The organism is bacterium, from assembly GCA_016708025.1.
Classification (GTDB): domain Bacteria; phylum Zixibacteria; class MSB-5A5; order GN15; family FEB-12; genus FEB-12.
Genome location: JADJGQ010000002.1, coordinates 868200 through 887795, shown reverse-complemented (window position 1 = coordinate 887795; position 19596 = coordinate 868200). Strand labels below are relative to the sequence as shown.

15 protein-coding genes and 1 tRNA gene are annotated in these 19596 nt (G+C 55.8%); 8 read left to right on the top strand and 8 right to left on the bottom strand.

Annotated elements, in window-relative coordinates; translation table 11 throughout:
• Positions 1-194 precede the first annotated feature (194 nt).
• Positions 195-2525: a S8 family serine peptidase gene (locus tag IPH75_10080; protein ID MBK7142416.1), complete on the top strand. Its 2331-nt coding sequence runs from the start codon at positions 195-197 to the stop codon at positions 2523-2525.
• A gap of 78 nt (positions 2526-2603) precedes the next feature.
• Here IPH75_10080 and IPH75_10075 read toward each other — a convergent pair whose 3' ends face one another.
• From IPH75_10075 to vanZ, 8 genes are all read right to left on the bottom strand, one after another.
• Entirely contained in the window at positions 2604-2984 is a 381-nt protein-coding gene (locus IPH75_10075; GenBank protein ID MBK7142415.1) for a VOC family protein, read from the bottom strand.
• A gap of 28 nt (positions 2985-3012) precedes the next feature.
• The gene (locus IPH75_10070) at positions 3013-3747 is read right to left on the bottom strand and encodes a DUF4328 domain-containing protein (GenBank protein MBK7142414.1); all 735 of its coding nucleotides are present in this window, start codon (positions 3745-3747) and stop codon (positions 3013-3015) included.
• A 30-nt stretch (positions 3748-3777) separates the two neighbouring features.
• Positions 3778-3851: transfer RNA gene (locus tag IPH75_10065), tRNA-Arg, on the bottom strand.
• Between the two features lie 66 nt (positions 3852-3917).
• Positions 3918-4904: a serine/threonine-protein phosphatase gene (locus IPH75_10060; protein MBK7142413.1), complete on the bottom strand. Its 987-nt coding sequence runs from the start codon at positions 4902-4904 to the stop codon at positions 3918-3920.
• 155 nt (positions 4905-5059) lie between these two features.
• On the bottom strand, positions 5060-6094 hold the full coding sequence (locus IPH75_10055; protein MBK7142412.1) for a T9SS type A sorting domain-containing protein: 1035 nt from the start codon (positions 6092-6094) through the stop codon (positions 5060-5062).
• 65 nt (positions 6095-6159) lie between these two features.
• Positions 6160-7932, bottom strand: coding sequence for a T9SS type A sorting domain-containing protein (locus IPH75_10050; protein MBK7142411.1), 1773 nt, complete (start codon positions 7930-7932; stop codon positions 6160-6162).
• 4 nt (positions 7933-7936) lie between these two features.
• The gene (locus IPH75_10045; GenBank protein ID MBK7142410.1) at positions 7937-10939 is read right to left on the bottom strand and encodes a hypothetical protein; all 3003 of its coding nucleotides are present in this window, start codon (positions 10937-10939) and stop codon (positions 7937-7939) included.
• A 392-nt stretch (positions 10940-11331) separates the two neighbouring features.
• Complete coding sequence (vanZ, locus tag IPH75_10040) at positions 11332-11730, bottom strand: VanZ family protein (GenBank protein ID MBK7142409.1); 399 nt, start codon at positions 11728-11730, stop codon at positions 11332-11334.
• Between the two features lie 92 nt (positions 11731-11822).
• Between vanZ and IPH75_10035 the strand changes: the two genes are divergently transcribed.
• The 7 genes from IPH75_10035 (at position 11823) to IPH75_10005 (ending at position 19572) form a co-directional block, all read left to right on the top strand.
• The gene (locus IPH75_10035) at positions 11823-12848 is read left to right on the top strand and encodes a potassium channel protein (GenBank protein MBK7142408.1); all 1026 of its coding nucleotides are present in this window, start codon (positions 11823-11825) and stop codon (positions 12846-12848) included.
• A 282-nt stretch (positions 12849-13130) separates the two neighbouring features.
• Positions 13131-14858 carry a cation:dicarboxylase symporter family transporter gene (locus IPH75_10030; protein MBK7142407.1) on the top strand — a complete coding sequence of 576 codons (1728 nt, stop codon included), beginning with the start codon at positions 13131-13133 and terminating at the stop codon, positions 14856-14858.
• A 124-nt stretch (positions 14859-14982) separates the two neighbouring features.
• Positions 14983-15867 carry a zinc metalloprotease HtpX gene (htpX, locus tag IPH75_10025; protein ID MBK7142406.1) on the top strand — a complete coding sequence of 295 codons (885 nt, stop codon included), beginning with the start codon at positions 14983-14985 and terminating at the stop codon, positions 15865-15867.
• Positions 15868-15920: 53 nt separating this feature from the next.
• Complete coding sequence (locus tag IPH75_10020; protein ID MBK7142405.1) at positions 15921-17240, top strand: HlyC/CorC family transporter; 1320 nt, start codon at positions 15921-15923, stop codon at positions 17238-17240.
• A gap of 49 nt (positions 17241-17289) precedes the next feature.
• A complete protein-coding gene (locus tag IPH75_10015) occupies positions 17290-18219 on the top strand; it encodes a cation transporter (GenBank protein MBK7142404.1) in 930 nt (309 codons plus the stop codon).
• Positions 18216-19442, top strand: coding sequence for a 23S rRNA (uracil(1939)-C(5))-methyltransferase RlmD (rlmD, locus tag IPH75_10010; protein ID MBK7142403.1), 1227 nt, complete (start codon positions 18216-18218; stop codon positions 19440-19442). Before IPH75_10015 ends, rlmD begins: the two co-directional genes overlap by 4 nt.
• Entirely contained in the window at positions 19390-19572 is a 183-nt protein-coding gene (locus IPH75_10005) for a tRNA (uracil-5-)-methyltransferase (protein MBK7142402.1), read from the top strand. Before rlmD ends, IPH75_10005 begins: the two co-directional genes overlap by 53 nt.
• Positions 19573-19596 lie beyond the last annotated feature (24 nt).

Genomic DNA, 19596 nt, shown 5'->3' with positions numbered 1-19596 from the left:
TGTGGGTGTGCGTCGAACGAAGGGGGGTGAACTCGCCAGAGAATCTCTGATCAAATAATTCCGCGGTTCTTGTTATTGCTGATTAACTAACTTCAATTGCAGGTGAGCGCCGCAATGCGACACTCCAGTTCTATGGAAACGTGACCGGCAGGCTCACATGCACAACCCTCACAGTTGTACGGAAGGATAGGCAAATGAGAACTTTTCTCACACTAGTTCTGGTTCTTGCCCTTTTCAGCTTCGCATCCGCAGCCGAGGATTTTAAAGTTGGGAAATCCTGCGTGGTCGAAACTGGTGCAACCTATGCGCCGGGCCAGGTAATTGTGAAATTTAAAGCCGACGTCGGCAGACAGGCGATCACCGCCGCTCAAGCCGCTCTGGGCACTACTCTTGCAGAAACCAATTCGTCGATCGGCATCAATCTTTTGAATATCCCCGCTGACAAGACAGTCGAAGAGATGGTTGCCGCATTCAGCAGCCGACCGGACGTCGAATACGCCGAGCCGAACTACATCGCTCAGGCCTTCATGACGCCAAACGACCCGTATTACAGCTACCAGTGGCATATGCCGATGATCAGCATGCCGGCCGCCTGGGATCAGTCTACCGGTTCAGGTGTTGTCGTGGCCGTTATCGACTGCGGCGTTGCTTATGAGACCTATGGAGCCTTTACACAGGCGCCAGACTTGGCAGGTACTTCCTTCGTGCCGGGCTATGACTACGTGAACAATGACACTCATCCGAACGATGACTGCGCCCATGGCACGCACGTGGCGGGCACGATCGCCCAGACCACCAACAACAGCCTCGGCGTGGCGGGTGTCGCCTACAATTGCAGCATCATGCCGGTCAAGGTTCTGGATGCTTCCGGAAACGGTACCTATACCGCCATCATCAACGGCATCACCTTCGCGGCCAACAATGGCGCTAAAGTGATCAACATGAGCCTTGGCGGACCCTCCACCTCGACCGCTTTGCAGGACGCGATCACGTACGCCTACAATCTCGGCGTTACGATCGTTTGCGCGGCCGGCAACGAAGGTACCTCTGCGCCGCAGTATCCCGCGGCGTACACGCAGTGTATCTCTGTCTCTGCGGTCCGTTATGACCAGACCTATACTTGGTACACCTGTTTTGGTTCGACCATTGATATCTGCGCCCCGGGTGGCGACGTTGCGGTTGACCAAAATGGCGACACCTACCCTGATGGCGTACTGCAGCAGACGCACGACGGGACGAACTACGGAACCTTCGGCTATTACTTCTACGAAGGAACGTCGATGGCCTGTCCGCATGTAGCCGGTGTTGCGGCTCTCTTGATCGCCAAGAACGGCGGCACGATGTCTCCCGCCGCGGTTCGCGCAGCTATCCAGAATACCGCCACCGACAAAGGTACAGCGGGCTGGGATCAGTATTATGGCTATGGTCTGATCAATGCCGCGGCGGCATTGAACTCCATTTCGACCAATAACCCGCCGGTCGCCAACTTCAGCGGCACGCCGACCTCAGGCAATGCGCCGTTGACAGTCAACTTCACGGACCTGTCAAGCAACAGCCCGACCAGTTGGGCCTGGAACTTTGGTGATGGTGGTACGTCGACAACTAAGAATCCGTCTCACGTCTATGCGGCCGCTGGCACCTACACAGTGACTTTGACCGCCACCAACGCGTACGGTTCCGATGGCGAAATCAAGACCAACTATATAACTGCCACGACGCCTTCCACCTGGACTACCATCACCTCGGACAATTTCGAAACCGGAATGGGGTCCTATACGGACGGTGGTTCTGACATGTCGCGTGCGCTGACGACCACGAATTCACATCAGGGTTCGTATTCTGCTGATATTCAGGACAACAGCAGCACCGCATCGTCATTCTACCATACGGCGAGCTACAACGTGACAGCGTATCAGCGGCTTGAAGTTGATTTCTGGTTCAAGGGTGTGAGTATGGAGTCCGGAGAGAATTTCTGGGTCCAGTACTTTAATGGTACTTCCTGGCTAACCGTCGGTAACTTCATATTTGGCACTACCTACGTAAATAACGCGTATTACCATGCGGTTGTATCAATCCCGCGCACCACGTACAACTTCCCGACCAACGCAAAGATCCGCTTCATGTGTGATGCCAGCAATGATCAGGATGATGTGTACATAGATGAGATCATCTTCCGTGGCACGACCTCTGCCGCTTTTGGCGGCGGGACGACTGGAGAGATCTCCGCGTTTGGCAATTCGTTGCCTGAGGAGTTTACGCTCGACCAGAACTACCCGAACCCGTTCAACCCGAGCACCACAATCGAATTCAGTCTGCCGACCGCCGGGCCGGTGACACTCGAGGTGTACAATATCCTCGGATCGAGAGTCGCAACTCTGGTGAATGGTTCGCTTGCAGCGGGTCGTCATTCAGTCGTCTGGAATTCGACGACAGATGGCGGCGCATCGGTCTCATCCGGTGTCTACTTCTATCGCTTGGTCACGGGTGATCAGGTGATGACGAAGAAGATGATGCTGTTGAAGTGATCTGATTCAGAGTCAATCTGACAAAAAAAGCCCGGCTGATTGCCGGGCTTTTTTATTGAATCGAAAATTTCTTGTGGACTAGGCGAACACTTCGCACACCTCGATCCGATTCCCATCCAGATCGTAAAACGCGAACCACTGAACTGATCCGCCGGACTGCACCGGTTCGGTCTGCACGCCGCGTTCGGACAGGGTTCGGTGTGCCCTGCGAACATCATCGGACATCAGGATAGGGAAGCAACCGGTTTTGGCCCCCGGAGTCAACGATTGACCCTCTTTGAGTTGCCAGAGCGTTATGGAGGTATCTCCGCCAAATGAGATGACCACCAGGTTCTCTTTCTTTTCGCCGAACAGCTCTTTCACACCCAGTTTTTCACGATACCAGGCGCGCGACTTTTCCAGATCAGCGACGCGGAGCATGACGGTATCTACTTTCCGGAAGAGGCCATTAGCGGTCATGGTGCATCCTTTTGCTCAGAAGTCAGAGTTATGACATCCGTGTTTGCATGAGTCCATCGATCGCGATCGGCGACTGATAGGAGCGGATCGCCCGTTCATGTCTGGCCGAGAGTTCGCGCACAAAGGACATGGCAATGAATGCGGCGATGACGGTCATGCTTTCGGATGCGACTATGATGTAGCCGGCCACTAAGGCCTGTTCGATTGTCTCAGCATGTTGCGACCACTGGAATCCAATCCTGTCCAATGCCCCCATGAGCAAGGCCGCCCCCCACCAATAACCAATGAGACTGGTACCTGACGGTGCAGCCACCGCGAATACGTTAGGAGATTGACGGACACAGCATTTGGTCCAGATCTCCTTAGCGATCTGATATGGGCGTACGACGTGGAGGATCGGAATGAGCCATCCAATCACCGCCCATTTCGTAGCGTATGCTGTGCCGTCGGGAGACCACTGAGCGACGTTTGCATAAGCGCGATGGAACCATGTTATGAAAAGTATTCCGCTGAAAAGGAAAGCCCCAAGCTGAAGCCAGACCAGTTGATCAATTCTCTCTTCAATCGTGACAGCCTCTGCCTCAAGGACCTCGTCCCCTGCCTTGATCCGACTGAGCAATTCAATTTCGGAGACAATGTTGAGGCCCTGCAGGACGGAGAGGACCGCACAAACGATGAGGGCAAGAATCACCACGTTAGTTAACGTACCTAGTGGTTTGAGATCAAGGAGCCGTTGTTTTGGAGAAAACGCTTGGTGTTCCATGACGACACCCTCCCAGGTGGAAGAAAAAAGTACGCCCGTCAGGATTTGAACCCGAAACCTTCTGGTCCGTAGCCAGACGCTCTATCCAGTTGAGCTACGGGCGCATGTTTGTGTCGTTGGAAGGACCAACTTAGCAAACAAGAGGTAGGGTTGTCAACCGATTTTCGGGGTCATTTCCCTTGTCCGAAGACGATGATCAGCACGGAGATAACGGCAAAGAGGGCGAACATTCCGATCAGGAATGCCTTGTTGGGCTTATGAGTTGACTCTACAGCCGGCTGCGGAGTGGCTTCAAACTTCTCCAGCCATCGGTCTTCCGCCCCCAGCGTACTATCCGATTCATGAGCCAGAGTTGCTGTTTCACTGGTCGGCAAGCCGGTGGAGGTGGTCTCTACAACCTGAACAGCCACAACGGTGACGTTATCTGGCGCGCCGCGATCCAGCGCCAATCGAACCAGGTTATCTACAATATCGTCAACGTTTTCGCGATACTTGACCGCCACTTTTTGGATCTCGTCATCATCGGAATAGCCGCAGAGGCCGTCGGAACAGAGGATGAATATCTCCCCCGCCTGGACCTTGAGCGCGCGATAATCTACATCCACCCATTCCCGAACCCCCAGGGCACGGGTGATGATATTCTTGCCGACGATATTGCTGGCTTCCTCGATCGTGATCTGCTGCGAACGCTGAATTTCGTTCAGCCAGCTATGGTCGATGGTCAGCGGAATCAGCGCCTTCTGCTCGAGGCGGTAGGCCCGGCTGTCGCCAACGTGGGCGATAGTAATATGGTCCGCCTCGAAGGCCAGGGCAACGATCGTCGTCCCCATCCCCGACAGCGCGGAATCAGCGGCAGATTTGCGGAAGATGGCTCTGTTGGCCAACCTGATCGCTCTGAGCAACAGACCGCCGGTCGCCGGGACCGGGGCGTCAAAATTGAGCGCAGGATCATCCAATAACTGATTGGAAAATTGGTTGAACGAACGATGCAGCACCTCACCGGCGAGATAAGAGGCAACCTCGCCCGCCTGAGCACCGCCCATACCATCACAAATGGCAAAGACGTTGTTTTTCAGATCGAGATGGAGATGATCTTCGTTCCCCGGCCTGACCAGACCCTTGTCGGTTTTGCCGGCTACTTTCAATCGTAATGGCACAATTTTCCCTTGATACTGCAGGTTATCGGCAGTCTCCATAATATCGGCCTTTTCAGATGCGGGCAATAGTTTTTCTTAGCCGGTTTTCCGGGGTCTGCAGACAAAGAAAAAGCCCCAAGATCGCTCTCGGGGCTCTTCTCTACTTGGGCTGTTCCCTATTTGACCAGCAACATCTTTCTGGATTGCTGGGCATAGTCGGTCACCAGACGGTAGAAATAGACGCCGCTGCTTAACGCTGAAGCATCGTACTCAACTGCATGATCACCAACCGATCGATACCCCAGATCGCGGCTCTCAACCGAGCGCCCGAGAATATCAAAGACCTCAAGGCGAACTTCGCTCGACCGCGGCAACGTGAACGAGATCGTCGTTGTCGGGTTGAACGGGTTCGGATAGTTCTGGTTCAGCGCAAAACCGCGCGGCAGATTGCCGCCATCCGGTACATCGGTGATCGACAGATACAAATTCACGTCATCGGAGTAGGTCTGCGACGGGTCGATCCCGGAATTAACGGTGTAGGAGATCACGTCAACCGTGTCGAGGGAGGAGGCGAAGATCGGCGTACGAACTTCAAATTCCACCGAGACCGTATCACCCGGCTGAGCGTACACGAACGAATCAAGCACGATCGAGTGGAAACTCGTATCGCTGTGGCTGGTCGAGATATGATAGAAATCCTCGCCCGTGCCGTCATTGCGAACTTTCACCGTGAAGCGGATTGTCCGATTAAACGTCGCCGCGTCGTCGCCCGGGATCTCGATCACAGTCATCGCCACGCTTGCCGCAGTCGCGGAAAGGACCAGTTCCTTTTGAGCTGATTCAGTATACGTGGGATCGCCGGAAACAACGGTCGCCGGACGACCATTGATCGTGAAACTGAGGCTGTCGCCGTTGATCGGTCCTTCATCAAGGCCCGCCGTGCTGGGCTGGTCACCATACACGTTCATAAAGCCAAAGAATCCGGCCGCGTTGGATGGTCCGATCCCCACCGTGTCCATACCGGAGAGTACTCCGTCAGGATCATAGGCCCGGATGATCGATCCGACTGGGACTGGTACACCGTTGTACAGACTCGCCGAGCTGTAGAAATTGACAAAAAACGGTCCAGGATACGGCTGTGCCGAGGCCAGGGTTGCCAGCATCGTCATCGCCAGTATGACAGTCAGATGTAACGTAATACGTCTTTTCACTTCTTCACCGCCAGTTAGTGTCCGGCCGGCTTAAGCCAGCCGGCCGGAACGTCTTGCAACGATGCTTACTTCAGCAGCATCATCTTCTTGGTATCGGTATAGTTATCGGCAGTCAGTCGGTAGAAGTACACTCCCGAAGCAACCGCTTCGCCAGTTTCGTTCTTACCATTCCAGACCACCTGATGCTCACCAGCTTCGACCGAGCCGTTAAACGGCACAGCCACCAGCTTACCAAGAACGTTATAGATCTCAATCTTCGCCGTACCCTTGGACGGGAGGCTGAAGGAGATAGTCGTCGTCGGGTTGAACGGGTTCGGATAGTTCTGCGCCAGCGAGAAGCTGCCCGGCAGAGTACCGCCCGTCGCCGTGGTCAAACGACCCAGTTCGATCCGGTCACCAGTGGTGGTCCAGACGATGGTCTCGTTGACATCTTCGCCATTCACGCGGAGCGTGAACTTCTCACCCGGCTTCAGACCGGTAATATTCTCATTCAGGCCGGCATCGGAGTAGACCGGCATAAAGCCGAACTGTCCGTCGCGCTGCATTCTGAATGAACCGATCTTTGTTCCGGACAGGCTGTACGCTTCGATCGAAGAACCAGCCTTCACTGTCCGACCATCAACTGTCAGATCACGCGAGTAGAGGTTCACCCAGGCGATCGTGGTATTGACGTCGGTCGCCGCGGAGACGCGGGCCGCCGCTGCATACGGAGACTCAATGGCGGTCGTCAGGACCGGTGTCTCGCCACCCGGATAGATCAGGACATCGTCTGTCGAGAGCTTCATCCAGTAGCCGTGGCAAGTCATCATCTCTTCGAGAGTATTGAAGTCGCCCATGCCCGGCTGATGGACCTGGATACCGTTATCGTATCCATAAGCGATCAACAGGTGGTCATTCACGCTGACCAATGCATCTTCGGGGATCATGGTCATTTCGGGCAGATAGCTCACGAGGTTCCAGCCGCGGTAGACCGGGATCGGCGTATTCGCCGGGACCACGGAACCAGCCAGTCTCAATTCAGGTGAGCAACCGGTCTTGACCTTGATCCAGTAGCCGCTCATATGGTCGGTCTGCCAGAGAGTCGAGAACTGCTCGAGTTCCGGATCATAGGTGAGTCCGCCACCCTCGAATCCGAGCACGACTTCCACACATTCCATGATCTCGCCGAGAACTGCTTCAATCGAATCAGTCGGCGTATCGACATTCCAGGAAACCAGGTTCCAGCCTTCCATCAACTGGCAAACCTTGCCGCCACGGAGCGAACCATTGACACAGACTTCAACCTGCGCGTAGTCGGCAGGATATATCACTTCGGAGGGCGAGGTTTCAGCGATCATACCGTTCACGTAGAACCAGAGCATGTCGCCGGTCTCGGCGCCTTCATCAATATCAGAACCGGCAGAGTCACGATAGACCGGCATGAACCGAATGACACCCGGTTCGGTGACGATCTGGCGACCAGCCAGGGTACCATCGGCATCTTTCACTTCGACGACCGTTCCGATCGGCAGAGCGATCGAATCATCGAGCGTGGCAAAACCGCAGTAGTAGTCAACCCAGCGATCAACCGGGATCAGCTCCTGCAGCTGGCGCAGTTCGATCGTACCGCACTGCGTGCCGTAGTTTTCGAGCTTCCAGTTCGGATAGTATCCGGACGCGTACGCATAAAGATCGTACGGAGTCGGATGCTCACCACCGAAGAAGAACGCACCGTTTTCGTTGGTGGTTGTGGTCGCCACTGGGCTGCCGTATGGCCAGTTCGCCCAGAGTTCAACCGTCGCGCCGGCGATCGACATGCCTTCTTCGTCGGTCACGTAGCCGCAAATAGTGTCGGTCATGATCTCATCGATGACCAGGTATCCCTCGGCGAAGCCAGGGGATAACGTTCTCTATCAATTCGCCGCAATTGCGGAGGAGTGACGGACCAAGTTCGCCGACTTCAACCGCCAGGGTTGAGCCGAGCGGAGTCTCGTCGCTTATCGAGAAGAAGATCGTCGCCCAGAGACCGGAACCTGCGGGGACCGCATGGTCCATATCAGGAGCGGTAAACGACATCGTCACGCCGGAACCATCCAGGTCGTAGGTCTCCATAAAGACTACGCCTTCGGGGAAGCGCGATCCAACAATCGAGATGGAGTCGATTGAAAGATAGAGACCGTTATAGCGAAGCGGAACTGATCCGGAGATCGTGTTGCACTCGGTAACCAGGTTGACCGGCACCACTGCCTTGCCACCCGGAGTACCGGCCGCGGTTCCTACCAAAATCGAATCGGTGAGGGAGACATTGTTTTCCTCAACATTGAGATGGAACACAAACGTCTTGGCTCGCGGCTCACAAATATGTTCGTCCGACGTAGTAATGACGCCGACCGCAAAATAGTTGTCGGCAGACAAGCCGGTCGAATTCGCCAGGATCTTCACCGTCAACGGTGTCATTCCGGCAACGGTAGTCACCGTGTCGCCGAATTCGTTCTCGAAGTCGATCCAGTTGGCGTCCATCGGACGGGAGACCATCACCTGGACAGCGCTTGAATCGCTGGCATAGATCGTCATCGTGCGGAACGCCGGGGTCGGCGCTTCACCAACCATCGCCGTGAAGCTGACGACTGAATCAGTCATCAACAAGTCGGCACACTGGGTGCCGGCAACGGTCAACTGCACACAGACGCTTACTGCAGTTGAGCAGATCAGGTGACCCTGAGTTTCACCCTCGGGTACTGAAATGCCGCTGATAAGCGTAAAGCAGTCGGTATAGGTCCCCGGCTCGCTCTTGGTTGCCATGTAACTAAAGACAAACTGATCGGGAGTCGCGCCAAGCATCGGTACGATAGTAAACGCGCTCGACGGATTGCTGATCATCCAGACCATATCCTGTCCAGTGCTGGTCAGCGAGATCGTGTCGGAGAACATCACCATCTCGTCCACGCCACCAGCGACCTGATAGAACGTATCAGAAATTACCAGGGTCGGGCAGAGGAATGGAGCAAGTTCCAGTTTCACGTACACGTACTGCGGAGAGTTTTCCGCAGCAGTCGCCTCGACCATAATGGAGTCGAGATAAACGCCTGCCGGCATATCAACGATATCGGCCAGCACGATAAGGCTGTCCGGGGTCGTTCCCGCATTCTTAGAGAGGAAGATCCACGGGGATTCGGTGGAGGCGATATATGATATCGCGGTGCCGCCGACTTCACGGATCACCATGATCTCCGGATCCGGAGCGGCGCCGTTTTCAGTCGAGAAGAAGTACAGCGTATCCGGATGAGTATCCAGAAGAACTGACTGGGCACCGGTCACGGTCAGGTTGATCGCAACTTTGATCGGGCTGTTGGTCACACCAGCAGCTTCGATCAAGATCGTGTCGGTATAAGCGCCTTCGCCCACGCCGGTGATGTCGATATTGACATCAAATCCACCGGGGGTGGTCAGAACGGCATTGGCAGTTGAGATCCAACTGGCATTTTCAGTCGCCGTGAAGGTGATGGGGAAAGAACCGAGTTCCGTTACCGCAACAGACTGCGGAGCCGGATTGGAGCCACCCTCGATCGCTGAGAAATTGAGGACTGTCGGATTCACTGACAGCGTCTTGGGAGCGGTGGTCACCGTCAATTTGACGGTCTTAAGAATCGGAGAGTTTGTCGCTCCGGCTGAAGTGAAGGTCACTGTGCCGAAATAATCGCCAGGAGCCAGATTTGAGGTCGTGATATCAACCCGTACATTGGCGGGAGTATTCCCGGACGGGTTGGTCAGACCAAAGAAATCGGAGATCTCGGAGGCGGTGAAAGGAATCACTGCGCCACCAGTCTCAGAAATGGCAAAGTTCTGGAAAACAGGCAATGAGCCCTGTTCCTGAACGGTGAAGAACAGAGTATCCGGTGTGACCGCAAGCACCTTCGGACGAGCCGCGACATTGAGCGTCACAACTACGAACGGGGAGTTGGTGGAGCCTTCACCGGCCACATTGATCGTATCAACATAGGTTCCCGGAGCCAGACCGGCAATATTCACGCCGACCGAAACGGCCTGCGGAGTGGTGCCACTTGCCGGATTCGGGATGATCCATCCGGCATAACCGGAGAGAGAGACGGCCACTACCTGACCGGTCTGCTCGGTGATATTAAACGGCTGGGCCGCCGGATTGGCGCCCCCTTCGGTTGCATTAAATGTCAAAGCCGCCGGGGCAGCTTCGAGCACGATCGGCGCAGCGCCGCCTTCAAACTGGAAGCAGAATCCCTGACCGGGGACGGGTGCTTCGCCGTTGATCCCGCGCCACTGCGGGAAGAGATCTTCCACACCGACGCCCGTGTTGTATACCCATTTCCAGACACCACCCGGTTCCCACCAGGAAGAGTCGATACAGATATGCTTGCCGGCGTTTGCGTCATTGGAGACCCACGCCATCACCGCGAGTGCGGTGTCATTGTAGCCAACCGGCATCTGGCGGGTGGCTGAGGTCGGCGTACCTGCGGCCAGAATACCGACAGTGTCGGGAGACTGACCATCAGTACTGAACCGCGTGAAGGCCATAACGATATTGAAGCGACGGAGCAGGGTATGCTCGCCGTCAACATTGATCAGGCCGGTTGAATCAAGCGTGGTACTGTCCCACACGGCTCCATCGGGTGAAGACAGGCGCCATCCCATAGAGATGTCGGCTTTCTGCCCTGAGTCGTTGTTCAGTCGCAATACAAAGCGAATTGGCGTATTGTTCGCCACGGTCGTTCCACTGACCAGACCGTCGACATGGTCCAGCTGGACGATGCCGCTCTGAGCCAGAGCCTGATCAGCCGTAAAGCCAACCAGCAACGCACACAAGAACGCAATCATAAGTGACATGCGCTTCATGGTGTTTCTCCTATATGACAGGTTTCGAATCAATGTCGAAGCTGTATGATACATGTAGTAATTTTCCGCCCCAGTATGATCCTGTCCCGGCGTAATGCCGGAGCAGGTCGCTCGGCTCCCTCTTAGGGTATGTAATTAGTCAACCTTAGCCCGGCAGGACGCATCGGACAAACAGACTATCGTCCGAGGGTAGCTGCCAAAGCACAAAAGTACCCGTTAGATATTCCTACGAGTCAATGCTGTTAGACCATGTGAAGACGAAAAGGCGGTGCCGTGAGGAGTACAAGGCGCCCTTTTCAAATATAGTCGACCGCCCAAAATATACCCGTTGGAATACATATGTCAATAGACTATAAGCAGGTTGCCCAAAAAAGATACACCCGTTTCTCCACCTAAACCTGCCCTTTTTTTGATCGCCAAACCAGCGCTACCAGCACCGATCCGACCGTGTCGGCCGCAAAGTCTGCGACCGAAGAGTCCCGCCCCGGGACAAAAGATTGCAAATATTCGTCCAAACCGGCATATGCCGCTGCTAGCCCAATGGCGAACAGAATTAGCCCGGTTCTCCCAACCCCGGTAGGCATGCTCTCCAGGGATCGCAGGATCAGCCAGGTGAAGATCCCATACTCAAGGCAATGAATCAGCTTATCTCCCCCAAAATCAGACAGTTTCGGGCCGCTCAGGTTGGGAATCGCAGAAAGCGAGGCGATCGCTGCCGCATAAAGTACCACCGGGAGGTGATACCAGAGGAGTCGTCGGCCAAGACTTTGGGCTGGTGCGGTTAGTGCCATTCCGGTCTGATTACGCAAATTCCCGGCCCGACACAAGCAAGAATGGAGTTTTAATTGCTTTTGGTGTGCTCAATCCGTTAGCTGATAGCAGCATGGCGGCTCAAATCGGATCCCTGACATTGTCCAAGGCCGGACGGCTACGGCTGGCCTTCCTGGGGCTTGCCCTCGTTCTGGTTGGCGGAACATCCGGAATGATGGTGATCGAGGATATGCGCTTTCTTGACGCGCTCTATATGGTCGTCATCACTCTCTCAACAGTCGGCTATGGCGAGGTTCAGCCGCTGCATGATGCCGGCCGGATCTTCGTAATGGTAGTGATCACGTTCGGCGTGGCAACCGTCACCCTGTTTGCCACTGTTGTGGGAGAGGTCATATTCGAAGGGCAATTCACCGAACTAGTGGCGAGGCGCAAGATGGAATCTTCAATCGCGAAGTTGGAAAACCACAGCATCATCGCCGGTTTCGGGCGAGTCGGACGTCAGGTCGCGCTGGAATTTTCGCGACGGAATGTTCCGTTCGTCGTGCTGGAACGTCGCGCCGAATCTCACGAGTTGCTGACAGAGTTGGGGTATCTGTACTATGAAGGAGATGCAACCAACGAGGAAGTACTCCATCACGTGGGGATCAGCCGCGCCAAAACCCTCATTTCCACTCTTCCGGAAGAAGCCCAGAATGTCTACCTGACCCTGACCGCCAGGTACATGAATCCCCAACTGACCATTATCGCTCGCGCAGATTACGAGGAAGGAGAGAAAAAGCTGACTATTGCGGGAGCAAACCATGTCGTCGTTCCCCACATTCTGGGCGGGACCCGCATGGCGATGGCGTCGCTTCAACCCAATGTCCTTGATTTCATGCGGATGACCGTGGGTGGCTCTACCGAGGGGCTGGTCGTTGAGGAATTGCTCGTACCCGAGGGTTCTTGGTTGGCCAACCGGACTTTGGCCAACTCTGAAATCAAGCAGAAGTATGGCGCCAATATCGTCGGGATCAAAAAGCAGAACCGGGAGATGCTGGTCAACCCTGACCCGGCCACTGAGTTGCGAGGAGGGGATGTCCTGGTGGTGATTGGCGAAGGGTCCAGACTGGAACGGCTTAGTCGAGAACTCAAGGGGTAAGCCGGTCTTCCTCAGGCTCGCCGGGGCCAGAAATGACTTGCGCGAACCTTTGTTGCAACCTATTGTTATGCTGATTGTAACGCCAAACGGCAGACTGGAAAACGTAGTCTCGCTTCCCTCGGCAGCCCCAAGCGCCGCCCGTCTCAGGAAGCTCGGATACTCCAACCGGGAATGTCACTTGCCGCCAAATGCGGCCAGCAATCCAGTACATTATAACCATGGTTCGGCTTCACGACGGTTGGAGTCAGGCACTACGGGCCGGACCGAACAGAGTAGTATGAAATGACAGGTAAAATCATCAACCTGATTCTGCTGGGAGTCCTCGTGGGCGTCCTCCTCGGCGGAATGCTCGGCGCGGTTATCCCCGACGCCATGCTTGCGACCGCGATTGTCGGCAAGCTGTATCTAAACGCCCTGGCGATCGTCGCCATCATTTTGGTTCTGGTTGGTTTCCCCCTGGCCCTTGCCCGTTACGGAGACCTCCGCCGGTTCGACAACAAATCTGCCGGTGCCTTTATTATGACCGTCACCTCGGCCGTGGTAATTATCGCCGCCGGTGTTGTGTTGGTCCGTCTGGTGGCCGCTCAAGCCATCTCCCCCCACGGCTTCACAGCCGCGATCATGTCCGATTTCTTCCAGGTTCAGGCTAACCTGTCTGGTGACTATCTCGGACAGCTCCTTCCCGAGGGCCTGCTCCGTGCAGTGCTCAACGCCAGCTACCTTGGGTGGGTCCTCTTTGCCCTGATCCTTGGGCTGGTTCTCCCCGGTGTTGGCACACGTGGTCGCACGCTCCAGATGTTTCTGGAGGATGTCACCGGAGCCATGATCCGGATATCCGAATTACTGTTCGTTCTGGCCCCACTCGGCCTGATCGTGGTGACGGGTGTTCTCGTCGCCCGGGCTGGTGGGTCGTTCAGCGACATCTTTTCGTCCCTGCTTTACCCGGTAATCCTCGTGATCGCTTTGGTACTTTACTGTGCAGTTGTCCTGCCCCTGGCTATCAAATGGTGGCACAAAGTACCGGAAAATCGTGGTCAACGGGATGACCGTGACCGCGGACGCAATGACCGGCCGATGATGGCGGGTGGCCGTCCGGGTCAGCGCCCGATGGGGCAGGATCGCGGTGGACGTGGCCGTGATCCGCGCTTCGATCGCAATCGCGATCGTGATCGTGATCGTGATCGCGGAGACCGTGGCGACCGCCCACGTGGGGATCGTGACGACCGCAGTCGTGGCGAACGTGGTGACCGCGATGACCGCGGTGATCGAGACAGAGGACGCCGCGACTTCCGTCGCGACCGCAACGAGGGACCGCGGACTGAGACGCCGCGTGAAGACTCTCCGTTTGCAGTGAGCAAGTCCACACATGTTTTTGATCCCGAAGCTCCGTCCCAGGCTGTGCCGCTTCCCGAGATCGCCGGTGAAGAGACTCCGCCGGTAGTCAGCGAAGAACAGCGTCCGAGCGGCGATATGCAGCGTCGTGACCGGGATGACCGAAATGATCGTGGTCCGCGCGACCGTCGTGACCGCGACCGTCGCGGTGGTGGCGGCGGACGAGATCGCCAGGGACGTGGCGGCCGTGATCGTGGCCGTGGACCGCGTCGCTTCGATAGAAATGATTCAGGCGACAGACAGCCGGCACCGGAGTCAGTCTCCGCGGAGGGCGAGAGTAACGACTTTGATGCTCCGTCAGATCTCTCCCGGATCTTCGATCCGGTCCCCGAGATCGACAATACCGATGACCAGCCGATTCGCAGCTCCCGACCGGAGCCACAGGGCGATAATGAATATTCGGGTGAGACCCCGAGTACTCCTGAAAACGAGCCGGAAATCGTCTATGGACGCTCACGGCACGGCAATCGACCGGAGCGACAGGAGTCGGATAACGCAAAGCCGACCCCGCCAAGTCCAGCACCGGAAACCAGCGATAACGAACCGAAAGCAATCGATCATTATTCGACCGAGGGTATCGAGTTTGGACGCGCCAGTCGCCGTAAGAATAGGCGGTAGCAGGGATTAGAAGTGTCGCTGGAGAGCGGTCCGATTTAGGAAACTTTTCGAACCGTTCCCCACTATATAGGGTAACTGCCGGGCCAGATCGCCCGGCCAAAGGAAGCGACACAAGGATAGGAAAATGAATACGCTGAAGACATTCATGCTGATGGTCTTTTTGATGCTGCTGTTCATGTGGCTTGGGTACATGTTCGGCGGCAGCACGGGGATGTTGTTTGCGCTGGTTTTCGCCACGTTGATCAATTTCGGCATGTACTGGTTCTCTGATAAAGTCGTGCTGAAGATGTACCGTGCGCGCGAGGTCACCGAAATGGATCACCCGCGCCTGTACCGAATCACGAAATCGGTGGCCCAGAAGGCAATGTTGCCAATGCCCAAGGTCTATATCGTCCCGTCTCAGGGACCGAATGCGTTTGCCACCGGGCGGAACCCGGAGCACTCCGCAGTCGCCGCAACCGAGGGGATACTGGCAATGCTTAACGATGATGAGCTCGAAGGGGTCATTGGACACGAGATGGCCCATATCCAGAATAGGGACATGCTGATCGGCACGATCGCCGCCACCTTTGCGGGCGCGATCGGGTATATCGCTCACATGGCCCAATGGAGCGCGATCTTTGGCGGTATGGGCGGCCGAAGCAGTGATGACGAAGGTGGCGGTGGTGGTGGAATGATCGGCGTACTGGTGGCGGCTATTGTCGCCCCGATCGCGGCGATGTTGATCCAGACCGCGATCTCCCGTCAGCGCGAATACAAGGCTGATGCCGAGGGGGGCCGGATCACCGGCAAATACCACGGCCTGGCCACCGCTCTGGAAAAACTGCACCGTTCGCCGGTCCAATTGAAACTTGACGACCGTCCGGCAACCGCTAACTTGATGATCATAAACCCGCTCTCCGGGCGTGGGTTGGTCAGTCTCTTTTCCACCCATCCTCCGGTTGAGGAGCGGATCAAGCGGTTGCGAGAAATGGCGCAGCACCCTGTGCACACTGGATATGCCGGATAGTCAATTGTCTGACGGAAATTCAATTTCTTCTGGTTTAAGGATGGCTGTCTGATATGGACGGCCATCTCTATTTTGAGCTGGGGGCGATCTTCCTCCTTATCCTGGCCAACGGCTTTTTTGCACTCGCCGAGTTTTCGGTAATTGCCAGTCGCAAGACCCGCCTCGCTGAAAAGAGCCAGCAACGGAAATGGGGCGCCGGCTCCGCTCTCAAACTCCATGACAATCCGGAGAATTTCCTCGCTTCCATCCAGGTCGGCATCACCCTGATCGGCTCGCTGGTCGGCGTGTTCTCCGGCGCCACGGTGGTGGAGGCATTGGAACTTTATTTCGGGAAAAGCACCATCGGCTTCGTTGCCGAATTTGCCTCCCCTATCGCCGTTGGCTCGGTGGTGGTGTTCATCACCGTCCTCTCCGTGGTTCTCGGCGAATTGGTCCCCAAGTACATTGCGCTCTCCTTCCCGGAACGTTGGGCCCGCTGGGTCTCCGGTCCGATCACCATTTTCATGAAGATCGCATTTGTCTTCACGCGCTCCCTCTCCGGTCTGGCCAAGGGGATCATCAGACTGCTCGGCATCCGGACCGATGATATGCAGGGGATCGTCTCTGAAGACGAGATCCAGCACATGATCATCGAAGGGCGCAAAAAAGGATTCTTCGAGGTATCGGAAGAGGAATTCGTTCGCTCGGTGTTTGATTTCACGGATACGCCGGTCAGGCGAGCGATGCGTCCGCGCCCCGATGTAGTGGCAATCGAAGTTGACACGCCTTCCGAAATGGTGCTTTCGATCCTTGCCGAGTCCGGCTATAGCCGTTACCCGATCTACGAAGACAGCATCGACAAAATAGTCGGAGTGGTGTATGTCAAGGATCTGATCCGGGATAAGCAGGACCTTCACCAGATCGAGCTCCGCAAATTGATGCGCGAACCGTTTTTTGTCCCGGACTCGATGCAGGTCACGCGCCTCCTCCGTGAGTTCCAGTCGGGAAAGAACCATCTCGCGATCGTCCTCGATGAGTACGGCGGCACGGCAGGGATCATCACGCTGGAAGATATCCTCGAGGAGTTGGTCGGCGAGATCCAGGATGAATACGATTCCGAAGCTAAACCGGTTATCAAACACTCCGAGACCGTGGTATACGCCAACGGCGAAGTCTGGCCAGGAGATGTGAACGAGTTGATCGGAACCCATCTACCTGAAGACCAGTCGGAGACGCTCGCTGGGCTCTTTATCGACACGGTGGGGCATGTGCCATCCAAGAATGAAGCACTGGAAATGTCCGATGCCCGCTTGACGGTGCTGGCCAAGCAACAACATCGCGTGATCCGCCTCAAGGTCGAACGAATCCCCCCCGCTCCCGAAGGCCTCGACTAAGCGTCATTTTTCGCTTAGAGAGATACCTGCCGGACATTATACTGCTCGTATGAGCGGCTCTCACTCTCATAACCATCCGATCCCATCGGGGAAAAAGCTTGGCTGGACGATCCTGCTGAATTTGGGGATCACCCTGGCGGAATTCATCGGCGGGCTGATGTCCGGTTACCTGGCACTCCTGGCCGACGCTGTACACAATCTTTCCGATGTTGCCGCTCTTATCCTTGCCTGGCTGGGCGCCAAAGGGGCGGCCCTGCCTGCGACCAAACGCTCTACCTACGGGTACAAACGGCTCGAGGTAATCACCGCGCTGATCTCCGCCACATCGCTGGTGGTGATCGCGGTCTTTATCTTCAAAGAGGCGTACGAACGGTATCTCCATCCGCAGGCATTAACGCATCCCACGCTGTTTCTCTCGATAGCGATTTTCGGCTTAGTTGGCAATATCCTCTCAGTCTGGCTATTGGCCGGCGACCGGCATCTCTCACTGAATATGAAGACCGCGTTTCTCCATATGGCGTTTGATGCCGTTTCGTCGGTAGCGGTCATCATCGGGGCAATTATCATTATCAGCTTCGACTGGATCCTGATCGACCCGATCCTCTCTGCGCTGATCGGTATCGCGATCCTCTGGTCCTCGTATTCGGTCATCAAAGAGGCGGTCCTGATCCTGTTTGAAGCGGTCCCCGGTTCGATCGATTTCGACGAAGTACACAAAGCGATTTCAGAACTGCCGATGGTGCGCGATGTTCACGACTTGCATATCTGGTCGCTGTCGTCGCAGGAGATCGCCCTCTCCTGCCATGTCTGCGTGGATGATTCCGACTATCCCAAAGGACCGACCCTCATCGGCAAAATAAACCAACTGTTGCATGATCGATTCGGGATCGGGCACGGGACTATCCAGATCGAAACCCAGGAATGTGCCCGAGCCGAGCTCCTCTGTCATTTCCGCCATGATCATCCGGGAGATGCGTGAACGATAAACTGGTTGAACTGGAAATCTCCGATCTCGCTTTCGACGGCAAGTCCGTCGCCCACCTCGACGGCAAAGTGACCTTCGTGAATGGAGGACTCCCCGGTGAGACGATCCTGGCCGAGATCACCCGCTCAAAACCGCGTTACAACGAAGCCAAACTGCGCGAGATCCTCAAGCGGTCGGATATCCGCGTCCCCGCCCGCTGCGAACACTTTCCTGCCTGCGGTGGGTGTACCTGGCAGGATCTTGAGTATCACCAGCAACTCACCTTCAAGCGCAAGCAGGTGGTGGACTGTATTGAGCGACTGGGAAAACTGGAATCGGTCGAAGTCACCGAGTGTATTGGTTCACGCGAAGTGTTCAATTACCGAAATAAGATGGAGTTTTCGTTTCATGTCGACCAGGAGGGAGATTTCACTCTCGGCCTGCATGAGCGGGGCCATTTCGACCGGATCTTCGACCTGAACGAATGTCACCTGACCTCGGACAGCTCGAATCGCCTGGTTCATTGGATTCGCGCCTATATCAAAGAACATCAGATCCCGGTGTACGATGTTCGCGCGCACACCGGATACGTCCGGTTTGTAGTGATCCGCCAGACCAAGCGGACCAACCAGACGATGCTCAATCTCGTAACTAATTATGGGAGCCTGCCGGATCAGGAACGGCTTGTCTCGTCATTGCGCGAGGCCTTCCCGGATCTGACGACACTGGTGCATAACCAGAATGGTTCGAAATCGAACATCGCGACCGGCGAGATAGAGACGGTGATCTACGGGCCAGGGTATATCGAGGAGCAGATCTTCGGATCGACCTTCCGCATTCGTGCTAACTCGTTCTTTCAGACCAACTCGCTCCAGGCAGAGCTTTTGTATCAGACCGGTTTTGAGCTGCTGGAGCCGCGCTCCGATGACCGCTTGCTCGACCTTTATTGTGGGACTGGCACTATCGGGATCCTCGCCGCGCCTCACGTTGAACAGGTGGTTGGAGTTGAACTGGTTCCATCGGCGATCCGCTCGGCGATCGAAAACGCTGAGTTGAATCAAATCAGCAACATTTCGTTTTTTGAGGCAAATGTCGTCGATTTCCTGAAGGGAGTCCCGGAAGAATTGCGGCAGTTCTCAGCCTTTCATTCTCGATCCGCCCCGGGCCGGTATGCACCCCAAAGCGGTGAAAAAAATAGTAGAGTTGGCTCCCCCGCGTATCCTATATATCTCCTGTAACCCGGCGACGTTTGCTCGCGATGCCAGGGATCTGGTGGATGCAGGGTACCGGCTCCCGAAAGTCACGCCGGTCGACATGTTTCCGCATACGATGCATATAGAGACAGTTGGGATGTTCACCCGCGCCTGAGCGCTCTGGATAGCGACCTGGAGG